This is a genomic window from Paraburkholderia sp. J67, assembly GCF_905220265.1.
Taxonomy (GTDB): Bacteria; Pseudomonadota; Gammaproteobacteria; order Burkholderiales; family Burkholderiaceae; genus Paraburkholderia.
In genome coordinates, this window is record NZ_CAJMZK010000001.1 from 772,972 (window position 1) to 787,319 (window position 14,348).

At 60.2% G+C, this 14,348-nt stretch carries 9 protein-coding genes and 1 tRNA gene; 2 read left to right on the plus strand and 8 right to left on the minus strand.

What is annotated here, in order from left to right; genetic code table 11:
• Window positions 1-104: 104 nt before the first annotated feature.
• Complete coding sequence (locus U5782_RS03250) at window positions 105-2,771, minus strand: transposase family protein (RefSeq protein ID WP_322042362.1); 2,667 nt, start codon at window positions 2,769-2,771, stop codon at window positions 105-107.
• A 224-nt stretch (window positions 2,772-2,995) separates the two neighbouring features.
• Between U5782_RS03250 and U5782_RS03255 the strand changes: the two genes are divergently transcribed.
• A complete protein-coding gene (locus U5782_RS03255) occupies window positions 2,996-3,262 on the plus strand; it encodes a helix-turn-helix transcriptional regulator (RefSeq protein ID WP_321887218.1) in 267 nt (88 codons plus the stop codon).
• 109 nt (window positions 3,263-3,371) lie between these two features.
• Here the strand turns inward: U5782_RS03255 and U5782_RS03260 are convergent.
• The 7 genes from U5782_RS03260 to fdnG all read right to left on the minus strand — a co-directional run bounded on the left by U5782_RS03260 (window position 3,372) and on the right by fdnG (window position 12,569).
• Window positions 3,372-3,467, minus strand: a tRNA-Sec gene (locus U5782_RS03260).
• A 39-nt stretch (window positions 3,468-3,506) separates the two neighbouring features.
• Window positions 3,507-5,426 (minus strand): selenocysteine-specific translation elongation factor, encoded by a 1,920-nt coding sequence (gene selB, locus U5782_RS03265; RefSeq protein WP_322042363.1) that lies wholly within the window; start codon window positions 5,424-5,426, stop codon window positions 3,507-3,509.
• Window positions 5,423-6,895 (minus strand): L-seryl-tRNA(Sec) selenium transferase, encoded by a 1,473-nt coding sequence (gene selA, locus U5782_RS03270; protein ID WP_415914230.1) that lies wholly within the window; start codon window positions 6,893-6,895, stop codon window positions 5,423-5,425. Before selA ends, selB begins: the two co-directional genes overlap by 4 nt.
• 10 nt (window positions 6,896-6,905) lie before the next feature.
• Complete coding sequence (gene fdhE / locus U5782_RS03275) at window positions 6,906-7,838, minus strand: formate dehydrogenase accessory protein FdhE (RefSeq protein WP_322042364.1); 933 nt, start codon at window positions 7,836-7,838, stop codon at window positions 6,906-6,908.
• 86 nt (window positions 7,839-7,924) lie between these two features.
• On the minus strand, window positions 7,925-8,551 hold the full coding sequence (locus U5782_RS03280; RefSeq protein ID WP_322042365.1) for a formate dehydrogenase subunit gamma: 627 nt from the start codon (window positions 8,549-8,551) through the stop codon (window positions 7,925-7,927).
• Window positions 8,538-9,488 (minus strand): formate dehydrogenase subunit beta, encoded by a 951-nt coding sequence (gene fdxH / locus U5782_RS03285; protein WP_322042366.1) that lies wholly within the window; start codon window positions 9,486-9,488, stop codon window positions 8,538-8,540. Before fdxH ends, U5782_RS03280 begins: the two co-directional genes overlap by 14 nt.
• Before the next feature lie 9 nt (window positions 9,489-9,497).
• Window positions 9,498-12,569 carry a formate dehydrogenase-N subunit alpha gene (gene fdnG, locus U5782_RS03290; protein WP_322042367.1) on the minus strand — a complete coding sequence of 1,024 codons (3,072 nt, stop codon included), beginning with the start codon at window positions 12,567-12,569 and terminating at the stop codon, window positions 9,498-9,500.
• 212 nt (window positions 12,570-12,781) lie between these two features.
• Between fdnG and U5782_RS03295 the strand changes: the two genes are divergently transcribed.
• Window positions 12,782-14,164: a YihY/virulence factor BrkB family protein gene (locus U5782_RS03295; RefSeq protein WP_322042368.1), complete on the plus strand. Its 1,383-nt coding sequence runs from the start codon at window positions 12,782-12,784 to the stop codon at window positions 14,162-14,164.
• Window positions 14,165-14,348 lie beyond the last annotated feature (184 nt).

Below are 14,348 nucleotides of genomic sequence, written 5' to 3' on the forward strand. Positions count from 1 at the left end.
CTTTACGTTAGAATTTTTTGCCATATATTTTTATCTCCATTTTAATTTTTAAAGTAATACTAATTAAAAAATACTATAAATACGTATATCTCCGCGACTTCTACTTATTGCTCGTGCCGTGTCCCGAGAAATCCGCCTTGGGCCAGCATCGCCATTTCGTCTTCAATTGACCTCACCCCCTCCTTCTCTGAGACGCGGCCTTCCTCAGAGTACGATGGCTCGTTATGTTCTTGCAAAGCGTCGACATTCATTTCATCGAACTCCGAAACCGCTGATTCATTGAATTTTTCGATCAAAGCAGACGCCTCCATATTCGACTGATGCCTCGAACTCCGATGAGGCAACTGCAGAGCGAGTCGCTCTTCCAGACCAACGATATTCTTAAAACCAGAATCAACCAGATCGAAATGCTGACCCATGAAATGCATCGGGAACCACTCGTTTTTCACAAACGCATAAACAATTTTTGGATTGACGGGGTGGTACCGGACGGGCACCTTTAAGCCGTGAAACTGGGGATGCTCAAGTCTCGGATTTCGGTAGCATCCGTAGTTTGTCCTGATACCACGCTGACAATCAATCGTTCGCGTTTGGCCTCGCACGGACGGAAACGCCATGGGGATGCAGCTATCAATCGTCCGGGTCCTGTGCAACCGCTTTCCGGTCCGATCCAGTTCCAATTCGAATTTCGCTCGCGGCGACGTCAGCAACGTACCGTGTGACCTTGTGTCATATATCTCAAAAAAATACTCTTCGAGCGCTGCGTGAAGCTGTGGAAGGGTAAATCTCGCAGTCTTTTTTGGATCGTTTTCCGGTGTTATCTGTCTATAGCTTTCATATATTTTAGTATTACCGATAAGCTGATGAATCAAATCATCTTGAAGAACCTCAAATCCACGCTCTAAGATCGAACCATAGCGGCATGCAGATGCGGGACGGGATTGTTGATCAATTCTCAGGTGCCGGCACATGTTTCCGAAGTCCAACCCTCCGAATTCTGAACCGCCGTCAAATATCAAACCGACAGGCACCTTTCCATAGCGCTTGATCATGTCGAGAACAGCTGCCAAACAGCTAATGTATCGCGCACTGATCAATGAAAGATAGAACCCAAGGACGCGTCTACTGAATGCACACATAATCAAGGTGAGAATCGGCTGCGCCAGTGGGACTCCCATGTCCGACGAGATGACCTTGACTTCAAGTGGTGTGTGATCAATGTGCGCCATCTGCATGGGAAAGTCGCCATGCACAGGTGTTTCTCTGTCCAGCGTCCAATAAAATGGCTTCGTTTGATATGCTGCCTTTCTCCCCTCTCGCCTTACGTCGCGCTCAAAGCTTCTTGTTTTTACAATGAATTTTAAGAACGTCTGCTTCGAAACAGAAAGCCCCTCTTTCTCCAACTCCCTGCAGAGGTCACCGAAAACCGACCACTTTCCCCTACCGATCACCTTGTCGTAGTTTTTCTTGATGATATCTTCCATTGCTTTTTGTACACGGAGATCGATTCGAACAGATCGATTCCCTTTAAGAGACCACTTCGGCAAGAAATCAGCAACAAGATCAGTGCCGTTTATCTGCGAATCAGCCTTTATCTTTCTCCATGTTCTATAGCTTCGATCGCTATATTCTTGTACTTCCTTCGTTCTCTCGCCGGCCTCCCAACGCTCCAGCAGTTCGATTTTTCTCAGAGCGTTTTCCCTTTCTTTTTCGCTTGCGTAGCGCCATTCTGATTCGAGGTACAGCGGATCTGCCTCTTCCGTTTGCTCGTCTGCCAAGAGAATTGTCCCAGCGCGCAAATCGTTCAGTACCTGTCTGGTCTTTAGGCGGACACAGTCCACGCCGTCGGCAGCTTGAAGCGTAAGCTCGAGACTTCCCGCGCTGATGATTGTGAAAGGATTCCCTGACAGATAGAGTTTTTGTCCTGTTCGGAATCGCCACTCACTCCAGTCACGACGAGGCGAAGCGAAAGCGAGGGGGCGAGCAAGTTGGTAGGATTCGAGCGTCGCCTGATCACTGAACACAAGAAAAGTATGCTCTTCCCGGACAAACTCCATTGATAAGTCCGTCGTAATGATGCCGTCCGCTATCGCGGCATAGAAATCATCCTTTGACCGCGACGGGAAAGCTTCACGAAGCTCATGAAGCGTGGAGTATCCGTTAAGCTCAAAGTACTCGCGCAACTCGGAGCGAAACCAAGGCGGAACAACGACCTCGTCGACGAGATAGGATCTAAGGTATTCGAAGTTCCGGATTGACACCTCGTTTAAATCCCGCTCCGAACGCAATCGATACTTAATACCCAGTGCTTGCGCAGCTTCCTCCCTCGGTGGGCAGCGCACCACATCTCCGTCTCTAGTGAATTTATATGGATTCGATTTGCATGACGCGATTTGACGACCAAACGACATCCACTCGTCCCAAAAAAATCCCACAGGTGTAATCACCAGGAAACCCTGTGCAAAATTTTGCTGAACTTTCTTGTCGCTTTTCCCACGGTATTCGACGTGCAGTTGAAACGGGCTATCGAGATAACCCATCACATTTTTATCGAACAGATACGAGAACGCGGCCTTTTTCTCGAGAGCGTCTGCCGTGTTGATAACAATGCCCATCTTGGGACAGCACAGACCCGCTGGAGCCTTGACCGGCGTTGGTTCAGTCCATCGCGCAGGGCGATTGAATCCCTCTACGATCAATTGCCGGGCTCTAGCAGGCAGATCAAACTTGTCAAAGAGATCGAACATCTTCGTTGCGTCGAACTGATCCATCGAACCTCTCCAAGTTAGCAATGCCCTGAATCACGCGAGTGACGTCCGGTGCCGTACACGACCTCCACGCAATGGTCAGTAGCAACATTCCAATTGCCGGTCGCCCCAGCTTCGAGTAACAGGTACACTTACTTTGTCTGTATTCTCAATGAATCATATTGAATTCACTTAGAACACTAACGTGTTCAAAATGTAAACTAATTTAACTTTTCCCGGTTGTCAATATGAATCCGAACGATGACGATGCGCTCGGCGCGCTTGAGATGCGGATGCGAGCGATAGTGGCGGAGAACATCCGTGCCGCGAGAGCTAGGCGGGCTCTAAGCCAGGATGAGATGGCGGAGCTTGCAGGCGTACATCGAAACTACTTGGGGAGTATCGAGCGCGAGCAAAGGAACATTTCAATAGAGAGCCTGTGCAAACTTGCACTTGCTCTTGGCTGCGAGCCTTTTGAACTTCTGCAAACGGACTTCACACCGCGCAGGCAGTGATGTGAAACAAATTGTAACGGCGGAAGGGAATTCGTTAACCATAAGCCTTCCAAACGGAAGTTTTATGATTACCTATACACTGCTATATGGAGAATCCGCGAAAGCCTTTTGGCGGAAGGCAGACAGAGTCGAACTGTCCCAGGAACGGCTGACGTCCCTAACTGGATTTGAAGTCCAGCCGCACCACCGGATGCGATTGCCTTCCTTTGCGAAGCGAGAATATAACAAGCACTACTGCAAAAAACTAAAGCCACTCGCGCATCCGGCTATCGGGCCTTACTAGATGCAGATCGCGCTGAAACCGAGTATATCCAACGCGATCGAAGAACTCCAGAATCTGGATCGCGCGCTTGCGGCCTAGCCCTGATGCATCGCGAAACGCCGCCGCGCCCACACCCGAGCCTTGCAATTGAGCGGTCCGCGCAATCAGACGCGCCAGTTCATGCACGACTTCGCGGTCGTAAAACAGATCGCGCACGATCTGATACAGCTGCCCAAGGCGCGCGAGCTTGCGCAGCAACGCTCGCACCCTCTCCTCCGGTTGCTGGACCTCGCGAGCCAGATCGCGAACCCACGGCGGATCGTAACGTCCTTGCGCGATCAACGGCATCAGCCGCGCCGCCAGGGCCTCTTCCTCTGCATCGAGCGAGACCGCATGCGACGGCAGATGCAGCCATGGCCCGCTGCGCGCGATGCGTCCTTCCTCGACCAGTGCATCGACAGCCACGCGCCAGACCGTATCGCTCGCGAGCGGCGCCGCCATGCGCCGCAAACGTGCGGCGTCGGGCCCCTGCTCGTCTGGCACGCGCGCATGAAATTCGCCGAGCACGTCGACAATACGCGCGGCCAGACGCGTCCAATGCTCGCGACCCAGCACGATGGCATCGTCGGCGCGGCCCTGTGGCGCGATGACGATAGCGTCGTCTGGCAGCGCCAGCGTCGTCGCATCGTAGCCGGTCAACTGCGTGAGCGCGCTGCGCTCCAGGCCTCGCGGCGCCTGCGCAATCAGTGCATCGACGCGCCGTTCGTCCAGCCATGCATGCAGCGCATCGAGCCACGCGCGCCGTTCGGGCGTGCGCCGGCGACGCGCGGGGCCAAAGGGATCCAGCACGCGTCCGCCGCCCACGGTCCGGCTCGCCTGCGCGTTGCGCACGATGAAGCGATCCCCGGGCATCGCATGCAGCGGCGCATCGAACACGAGTTGCACGCGCGAGCGCTCGCCCGCCGCCATCGTTTCGCCGTCGAGCAATGCGACGTTCGCCACACGATGCGTGGTCCCCAGATGCACATGCAGCGGCGACCAGTGCTGTAGCGTGAGATCCGCATCGGCAAACAGTTGCAGTTCGACATCAAGCCGCGTGGCCGGTTGCGCGAGCCGCGCATCGACGATCCAGTCGCCGCGTGCAATGCGATCCTTATCGATGCCGGTCAAGTTGAGGGCGCAACGTTGTCCCGCGTACCCCGTTTGCGCCGCGCGATTCTGCGCGTGGATGCTGCGCACGCGCACGGGCAAGCCGGCGGGGGCGAGAAGCAGCGTGTCGCCGGTCTGCACGTGGCCCGCGAACACGGTGCCGGTCACGATGGTGCCCTGCCCCGTCAACGTGAACACACGGTCCACGGCGAGGCGGAACAAGCCATCGTCGCGGCGCGTCTGTTCATGCATCGCGCACTCACGCAGCCACGCACCAAGCTGCGCGACGCCCGCATCGTCCGTTGCCGTCGCGTTCGTTTCGAAGATCGGCGCATTGGCAAGCGATGTCGACGCGAGCCAACTGGCGATTTCCCCACGCACCTGCGCGAGCCGCGCAGCGTCCACGCGATCCGCTTTGGTGAGCGCGATCGCACCTTGCTGCACGCCGAGCATTTGCAGGATCGCCAGATGTTCACGCGTTTGCGGCATCACGCCATCGTCGGCGGCGATTACGAGCAGTGCGAAATCGATCCCGCAAGCGCCCGCGGCCATCGTATGGATGAGCTTTTCATGGCCGGGCACGTCGATAAAACCAAGCACGTCGCCATTCGCGAGCGGCGTGTAGGCGTAGCCGAGTTCGATCGAGATGCCGCGCGCTTTTTCTTCCTTGAGCCGATCCGTGTCCACGCCCGTCAGCGCGCGTACAAGCGTGGTTTTGCCGTGATCGATATGCCCGGCCGTTCCGACGATCACAGGCGCAGCTCCGCGAGCTGCGCGATGAAGGCGGCTTCGTCGGCGCTTTCGAGGCAGCGCAGGTCGAGGCGCAAGGCGTCGTCGGCGATGCGGCCGATCACGGGGCGTGGCAATGCGCGCAAAGCGCGCTCGAGTTTGAGCAACGCGCGGCCGCTTCCGCCCTTGCCGCGATGTCGCACGACCAATCCACTGCTCGGCAGTACATCGACGGGCAATGCGCCGCTGCCGATCTGGCTGAACATCGGTTCGACGCTGGCTTCGTAGCTCTCGCCCAGTGCGCGCTGCCATGCGGGTAGCGCGCGCATCGCGGCTTCGTGCATGTCGGTGGCGGGTCGTGTGAGCAGGCGCAGCGTGGTCAGGCGCTCGCGCAAGAATTCGGGCGCCTGGTAGAGTCTTAGCACCGGTTCCAGCGCAGCGAGCGTGAGCTTACCCACACGCAAGGCACGCTTGAGCGGATGCTTCTTGATCTTTGCGATCAGATCCTTGCGGCCGACGATCAGCCCCGCTTGCGGGCCGCCCAGCAGTTTGTCGCCGCTGAAGGTCACGAGGTCCGCGCCCGCTTCCACTGTCGCGCGCACGGTGGGTTCCGCGGGCAGGCCCCATTGTGTGAGATCGGTCAGCGTGCCGCTTCCGAGATCCACGGCCACGGGCAATCCGTGACTGCGCGCTAGCGGTGCGAGTTCGTCCAGTTCGACGCTCTTCGTGAAACCGCTGATCGCGTAGTTGCTGCAATGGACTTTCATCAGCAGCGCGGTTCGCGCGTTGATCGCCGCTTCGTAGTCCTTGAGATGGGTTCGATTGGTCGTGCCAATCTCGCGCAAACGCGCGCCCGCGCGGCTCATGATGTCAGGAATGCGGAACGCGCCGCCAATCTCCACCAGTTCCCCGCGCGAGACAATCACTTCCTTGCGTATCGCCAGTGCGGAAAGCGAAAGCAATACCGCCGCCGCATTGTTGTTCACGACGGTCGCGGCTTCGGCGCCAGTCAGCTCGCAGATCAGTTCGTCGATCAGGTCGTCGCGATCGCCGCGCTTGCCGGTAGCGAGATCGAATTCGAGGTTCGCGGGCTGCGTGAGCGCCTGTACAACGGCGCGCACAGATTCGTCGGGCAGCAGCGCGCGGCCCAGATTCGTATGCAGCACCGTACCGGTGAGATTGAACACGGCGCGCAGCTTGCCTTGTGCGCGCGCCTTAAGCGTGCGATCGGCATCGTTCAATACGCGCTCGATTGAAAACGTCTGCTGCGCCTCGGCAGACGGAACGAGCGTTCCTGCCTGCACCTCGCGCCGCCATCCGTCTAGCGTTGCACGTATCGCCGCGAGCACCTGCGTGCGCCCATATAGCGCGATCAGCGGTTGCGCTTCGGATGAGGCAATCACGCGCTCCACCGCTGGCATCTGTGCAAGCAACGTATTGAGTGCACGCGCATCGAGTGCCGGCGCGGTCTTTTGCTCCACCATTTCGCTCATCGGGCTCGCCTCATTGCTCGGCCGGTGCTTCGGGATACAGCAGCGGATTCGCGCTCGCGCGTCGGTAACCCGCTTCGCCCATCAGCAGATCGAGCGTGAGGCTGGCGAGATCGTCGGCAAGCGGCTCGAATTCGAGGTCTTTGTCCTGATAGCCGATCTTGCGATAGGTATGGCATTCGTCGCACGATTCGGCCTTCAAGGCCGGATTGCCGCCGTCGATGCCGTGATAGGCGATGCCCTTGGTCGAATCGCAATTCGTGCATTTGACCCGCACGACATGATGTTCCGTGCCGCACAGACTGCATTGCGTGTAGCGGTAGCCCTGCTGCGCACCACCCACGCGCACGATGCTCGCGACCGGCGGCAGGCCGCACACGGGGCACACGCCCGGGGCGTCCACGTAGGGCACCTCCCGCACGTCGAGTCGGCTCGCGAGATCGGTCCACACCGTCTGCAGCGCGGCCATGATGAAAGGCGCGGTTGCGGGCGCGACTTCCGTGTGACGTTGTGCGAGCAATGCGTCGGCTTGGGCATCGAGTTGTGCGTCGCTCATCGCGCGCAAGTCGTCGAGCACTTTCGCGAGCGCGGGCGTGACAGCGCCTGCCGCTTCCACACGGTCGGCGAGGCGACGCAGCACCGCACGCCATTGCGGATCGCGCTCGCCGCCAAGCGCCGGCAGGATCGGCATGGAATGGCGCTGCGCGTTGGCGATCGCGTCGGCTGAGGGCATCTGCGCGGCGAGGTGGTCGAGCGCTTGCTGCTGCGCGTCCACGAGCACGGCCATGAGGCGCATGTAGCCGCCGATCGGATTGCGGTCAGCGAGCTTGCGCAGACGCGCGGCGCGCTCCTTGAACAGCGTCGCGCGTTCGGGCAGGCGGATGCGCGGAATCGCGGAGGGGTCCTGCGTCTGGATCTGTTCCGGTTCGAGTATGCGTTGCGTCACGGCGTATCGTCTCCGTCCAGCCAACAAAAAGCCGCCGCGCCCTCGCGGGCGAGGCGGCCTGCCAGCAGCGCGCCGTATGAGACGCGCTACTTGATGCTCTCGCGGAACCAGCGCGGATGATGCTTGCGCGCCCAGCCCCAGGTGACGTAGCCGCGCGTCATTGCGCCTATCGAGCCCTTCACCCAGATCGCCGCGTAGATATGCACGACGATGCTCACGATCAGCACAAAGGCCGCAGCCGCATGCACGAGCGCGGCAATACGGATGATCGTGATCGGAAAATAGAACGAGAAATAGCGCCGCCAGATCACGATGCCGCTCACCAGCAGCAGCACGAGGCAAACCACCAGCGTAAAGAATAACAGCTTCTGTCCCGCATTGTATTTGCCGATCTCGGGCAGTTTATCTTCGCGATTGTGCAGCACGTCATCCATCTGTTTGAGCCATTGCACGTCGGCTTTGTCGAGATAGTTGTGATGCCAGAAACGCAGCGCGAGAATCATGAACGAGACGAACATCACGATGCCGATGAACGGATGCAGGATGCGCGTCCACTGTCCGCCGCCGAACAGCGCTGAAAGCCAGAACATGGCCGGATGAAACATCGCCAGCCCGGAGAGCGCGAGCAATACGAAGGTGATGGCCGTGATCCAGTGATTGCTGCGCTCGTTCGCCGTATAGCGCTGGATCAGGCGCGGTTCATGGTCGCTCATCATTGCGCTCCTCGGGGAAATCACCACCTCGTTCGCCACGAATACGCCGGGCCTCGTCGAGCGCGGCTTGTTCGTCTTCGGCATGGGTTTCGTTCGGGCCGATCCGCGTGTAATGGAAGAAGCCAGCCACCGCCGCGAGCGCGATGCCCGCGAGCGCGAGCGGCTTGGCTACGCCTTTCCAGAGACGCACGAACGGGCTGATGCGCGGATTGTCGGGCAGGCCGTGATAGAGCGAGGGTTTATCCGCGTGATGCAGCACGTACATCACATGCGTGCCGCCCACGCCCGGCGGATCGTACAGCCCCGCATTTTCGAAGCCACGCTCCTTCAGGTCGACGATGCGTTCGGCCGCATGCACTTTCATGTCTTCCTTGGTGCCGAACACAATCGCGCCCGTCGGGCACGTCTTCACGCAGGCGGGCTCCTGCCCCACGCCCACGCGATCGGAACAGAGCGTGCATTTATAAACGCGATGCTCCGTCTTCGACAGCCGCGGAATATTGAACGGGCAGCCCGTAATGCAATAGCCGCAGCCAATGCAGTTTTCCTCGTGAAAATCCACGATGCCGTTCGTGTACTGCACGATCGCACCCGGCGAGGGACAGGCCTTGAGGCAGCCTGGGTCCTCGCAATGCATGCAGCCGTCCTTGCGGATCAGCCATTCGAGGTTGCCATCCGGATTCTCGTATTCCGTGTAACGCATCACGGTCCACGAGTGCTCGGTGAGATCGCGCGGGTTGTCATACACACCCGTATTGATGCCCACCTCGTCGCGCAGGTCGTTCCATTCCATGCACGCGGTCTGACACGCCTTGCAACCGATGCACTTGGTCACGTCGATGAGCTTCGCGACCGTGCCCGTCACCGGCTCGCGCACGCCTGGCGGTGGCGTCGTGGTGGCGGACAGGCGTTTGATGTCTAGCGACTGAAATGCCATGTTGCCCCCTTATGCCTTTTCCACTTTCACGAGGAAGGACTTGAACTCGGGCGTCTGCGAATTGCCATCGCCAACGGGCGGCGTGAGCGTATTCGTCAGATAGCCGGGTTTCGTCAGTCCCGTGAAGCCCCAATGCAGCGGCACGCCCACCGTATGCACCTTCTTGCCCTCGATCGTGAGCGCCTTGATGCGCTTGGTGACCACGGCGACGGCAATCAGGTAGCCGCGATTGCTCGACACCTTCACGCGTCCGCCATCGACCACGCCCACTTCATTCGCCAGTTCTTCGCCGATTTCGACGAACTGCTGCGGCTGGATGATGGAGTTCAGGCGCGCGTGCTTGGTCCAGAAGTGGAAGTGCTCCGTGAGGCGATAAGTGGTGGCCACGTGCGGAAAATTCTGCGCGGTGCCAAAGGTCTTGCGGTCGTCCGGGAATACGCGCGCGGCCGGGTTGGACGTGGCCTGCGCATTGTTCGGATGGAACGGGTTGTAGCCGAGCGGATTTTCGAATGGTTCGTAATGCTCAGGAAATGGCCCTTCGTTCATGCCGTCACGGGCGAAGAAACGCGCTACGCCCTCGGGGTTCATGATGAACGGCCCCATGCCCAGATCGGGTGCTTCGTCGACCTTGTAGTCGGGCACGTCCGCGCCGGTCCAAGCCGCGCCGTTCCAGCCAATCAGCTTGCGGGTGGGATCGAAGGGCTTGCCCGCGGTATCGCACGACGCACGGTTGTAGAGCACGCGGCGATTCACCGGCCAGGCCCACGCCCAGTTCAGCGTCTGGCCGATGCCGGTGGGGTCCGAGTTGTCGCGCCGCCCCATCTGGTTGCCCGCCTGGGTCCATGCGCCGCAGAAGATCCAGCAACCGCTCGATGTGGTGCCGTCGTCCTTCAACTGCGCAAATCCCGCCAACTGCTCGCCCTTCTTCACCAGCACCTTGGTCGCGTCTTTCGGGTCGGTCTGATCGGCGAGCGCCTTGCCGTTGTATTCCTTGGCGATTTCTTCGGGCGTCGGGCTTTCAGGATTCGAGTACGGCCAGTCCAGCTTGAGGATGGGATCGGGCACCTTGCCGCCATCCTTCTGGTACGCCGCGCGAATACGCAGGAACAATCCGGACATGATCTCCAGGTCGCTCCTCGCCTCGAACGGCGGCTCCGCGCCCTGCCAGTGCCACTGCAACACGCGGCTCGAACTCACCAGCGAGCCGTTTTCCTCTGCGAAGCAGGTAGTCGGCAGGCGGAATACCTCGGTCTGGATCGAAGCAGTATCGACATCGTTATAGTCGCCGTACTTTTTCCAGAACTCCGAGGTTTCGGTGGCGAGCGGGTCCATGATGGCGAGCCACTTGAGCTTGCTCAGCGCCGAGACCGTTTTCGCCTTGTCCGGCGCGGAAGCGATCACGTTGAAGCCCTGGCAGATATAGCCCGTCATCTTGCCTTGATTCATCAGCTCGATGGTTTGCAAGAGATCGTAGGGCTTGTCGAGCTTGGGAAGCCAGTCGTAGCCCCAGTTGTTCTCCTGCGTGGCGTTAGCGCCCCACCATGACTTCATGAAACTCACGAAGAATGCGCCGTAGTGCTGCCAGTAGCTCAACTGGTTGGGCCTCAAGGGTTGCGGCGCGCGCTTCTTGATGTAATCGCCGTAATCCTGTTCGCTTTCGGTCGGCAGCGTCATGTAGCCCGGCAACAGGTTCGACATGAGGCCAAGGTCGGTGAGCCCCTGGATGTTCGAGTGGCCGCGCAGCGCGTTCATGCCGCCACCCGCGATGCCGATATTGCCGAGCAGCAGTTGCACCATCGCACCCGTGCGGATCATCTGCGCGCCAATCGAATGATGCGTCCAGCCCAGCGCATAGAGGATCGTGCCCGCGCGGCCCGGCACCGCCGTGCTCGCAAGCATTTCGCACACCTTGAGGAATTTATCCTTCGGCGTGCCGCAGACCTTCTCCACCATCTCGGGCGTATAGCGCGAATAGTGCTGCTTGAGCAGTTGATACACGCAACGCGGATCCTGCAACGTGGCGTCGGTCTTCACGAAACCGTCGTCGCCGATCTCATAGTTCCACGACGATTTGTCGGGATACGCATGCTTCTGCGCGTCGTAGCCCGAATAGATGCCGTCGTTGAACGCGTAGTCGTCGCGCACGATGAACGAGAAGTCCGTGTAGTTCTTCACGTACTCGTGCTGGATCTTGTCGTTGGTGAGCAGCCAGTTGATCACGGCGCCCAGGAACGCGATGTCCGTGCCGGTGCGGATCGGCGCGTAGAAGTCCGCGACCGACGCCGTGCGCGTGAAGCGCGGATCCACCACGATGAGCCGCGCCTTGCGGTGCGCCTTCGCCTCCGTGACCCACTTGAAGCCGCACGGATGCGCCTCGGCCGCATTGCCGCCCATCACCAGAATCACGTCCGCATTGCGAATGTCGACCCAATGGTTCGTCATCGCACCACGGCCAAACGTCGGGGCAAGACCTGCCACCGTCGGGCCGTGTCAGACACGCGCCTGGTTATCGAATGCGAGCATGCCCCACGAACGGGCCACTTTATGTGTGAGATAACCGACTTCGTTGCTGCCCGCCGAGGCGGCCAGCATGCCGGTGGTCAGCCAGCGGTTGACCGTCTTGCCGTCGGCGGTCTTATCGACGAAATTCGCGTCGCGGTCTTCCTTGAGCAGCTTCGCGATGCGGTCGAGCGCCTCGTCCCACGAAATGCGTTTCCACTCGTTCGAACCCGCCGCGCGGTACTCGGGATACTTCAACCGGTTCGGACTATGAATGAAATCGATCAGGCTCGCGCCCTTCGGACAGAGCGTACCGCGATTGACGGGGTGATCGGGATCGCCCTCGATGTGGATGATGCTCGCGGTGGCATTCTTCGCGCCGTCGCCGAGACCGTACATGAGGATCCCGCAACCGACCGAGCAGTACGGACAGGTATTGCGGGTTTCAGTGGTGCGCGCCAGTTTGTATTGTCGGACTTCGGCAAGCGCATTGTCGGGCGCGAAGCCCATCAACGCGAGGCTGGATCCCGCCAGCGACGTAGCCGTGACCTTGAGGAACTGACGCCGGGACATTTGCAGCATGGTGCGTCCTCGGCTTTTCGGGTTGTGGGTCGTTTCAGTATAAGACGTTTTGAGAGACGGATCGCGCGAGTTGCGCGGCGGCGCGCTGCGCGCAGCCGGGTATCCGGATTGCTATAGTCGAATGAAAGGTGCAGTGCCGCATTGGCCACACGCATTGGCCGCACATTGGCCGCATCTTCTCCCGAACCAGCCTGAACGCGGGACGCACAACTATGGCAACGATCTCATCCCAGCGGCTCGAATCGGCCGCACGCAAGGAAGCTTCCTGGGTGGTCGGCGCATGCCGGCAATTCATCTCCGACCGCTGCCCGTCGCTGGCCGCGAGCATTGCGTTTTATTCGGCGTTTTCGCTCGCGCCCACGCTGGTGATGGTGATCGCGGTGGCGGGCTGGTTCTTCGGCGCCGACGCCGCGCGCGGCCAGCTGTTTCGTCAGGTGCATAACGTGCTCGGCAACGACGCCGCCGCCGGCATCACCACGATCGTACAGAACGCCCACCGCGCGGGTGGCGCGGGCAGCCTCGCCGCCCTCATCTCGCTCGTGCTGCTGGTGGTCGGGGCGTCCGCAACGTTCTCGTCGCTCAATTCCGCACTCAATATGGTGTGGCCGCCGGACGGCCCGCGCACCTCGTCGGTGATCGCGCTGGTGCGGGTGCGGCTGATCTCGTTCGGACTCGTGCTCGGCGTCGCCTTTCTACTGATCGTTTCGCTCGTGCTGGACGCCGCCATCACCTTCGTCGGCCAGTGGCTGCTGGGCGACTCCACCTATCTGTTTATCGGCAACATCGTGCAGTTCTTCACCGGCTTGCTGGTGCTCGCGGTCGCTTTTGCCGCATTGCTGCGCTTTTTGCCCGATGCGCTGGTGCAATGGCGCGACGCGATGGTCGGCGGGATCGTCGCCGCCGTGCTGTTCTCGGTCGGCAAGAAGCTGTTCGCGCTCTATCTGGCGCATGCGGGGATGGCGACGGCGTTCGGCGCGGCAGGCTCGCTTGCGGTGCTGCTGATGTGGCTGTACTTCTCGGCGGCGGTGCTGCTGCTGGGCGCGGAGTTTTCGGCTGCGCGCGGGCGCCTGCACGATCCGCGCGGCGCGTGGGGTTTCCTTGAGGAAACGCCGCCGGGCAGCCGCGCCAAGCTGGCCTCGGTGCTGGCCGCTTCGACCATCGCGCCGCTGCGCGAAGCCGCCGCTGGCGCACAGAAAGCGCACGCCATTCCGATCGGAAACGCCGCTGAAACGGACAGCGGCCTGAATAGCAGCACACCGCCCCCCTATGCGGCAGCCGTCGCGGCCAGCGCCAATGGGGCCGCGGACGACGCTCACGCGCCGTTGCGCGCCATCGGTCAGGCGCGTGCAATGGGCGGCGCATTCGCGCGGAGCGGTGCGGGTGGCCTTCAGATTCGCCGCTCCGTCGTGCGCATCGAAGACAGCGCCACCTATGCCGCCGCGCTCACGCTCGTCCAGGCGGGTCGCACCGTGGCCGCCGCCGACCGCTATCTCAAGCGGCATCCGTGGAGTTCGGTGCTGCTCGTCGCCAGCGCCGCGCTCGCCGTGACCGCCACCACCAGCCGTCGCCACAACAAGCCACGCCGCAAGCCTTAAACGCCGCGCACGGCGCTTTCCTTTCTCTGCGGCCGTTTGCACGGCGCATCTCACCCACTTTCATGGCGCAACCAGGGCACACCCCTGGTTGCGCCATGTTTACCCGTAAATGCCTTTTCATGAGGTTGCACGTTTCGCTACTTGTAGCGAAATCGACAATAATGCAGAGTCAACAATCCAATAT

What these genes read in the sequence shown, in the direction of transcription:
- U5782_RS03250 (WP_322042362.1), bottom strand. Translation starts at nt 2,771, where the DNA reads ATGGATCAGTTCGACGCAACGAAGATGTTCGATCTCTTTGACAAGTTT.
- fdxH (WP_322042366.1), bottom strand. Translation starts at nt 9,488, where the DNA reads ATGGCATTTCAGTCGCTAGACATCAAACGCCTGTCCGCCACCACGACG.
- U5782_RS03255 (WP_321887218.1), top strand. Translation starts at nt 2,996, where the DNA reads ATGAATCCGAACGATGACGATGCGCTCGGCGCGCTTGAGATGCGGATG.
- U5782_RS03295 (WP_322042368.1), top strand. Translation starts at nt 12,782, where the DNA reads ATGGCAACGATCTCATCCCAGCGGCTCGAATCGGCCGCACGCAAGGAA.
- U5782_RS03280 (WP_322042365.1), bottom strand. Translation starts at nt 8,551, where the DNA reads ATGAGCGACCATGAACCGCGCCTGATCCAGCGCTATACGGCGAACGAG.
- selA (WP_415914230.1), bottom strand. Translation starts at nt 6,895, where the DNA reads ATGAGCGAAATGGTGGAGCAAAAGACCGCGCCGGCACTCGATGCGCGT.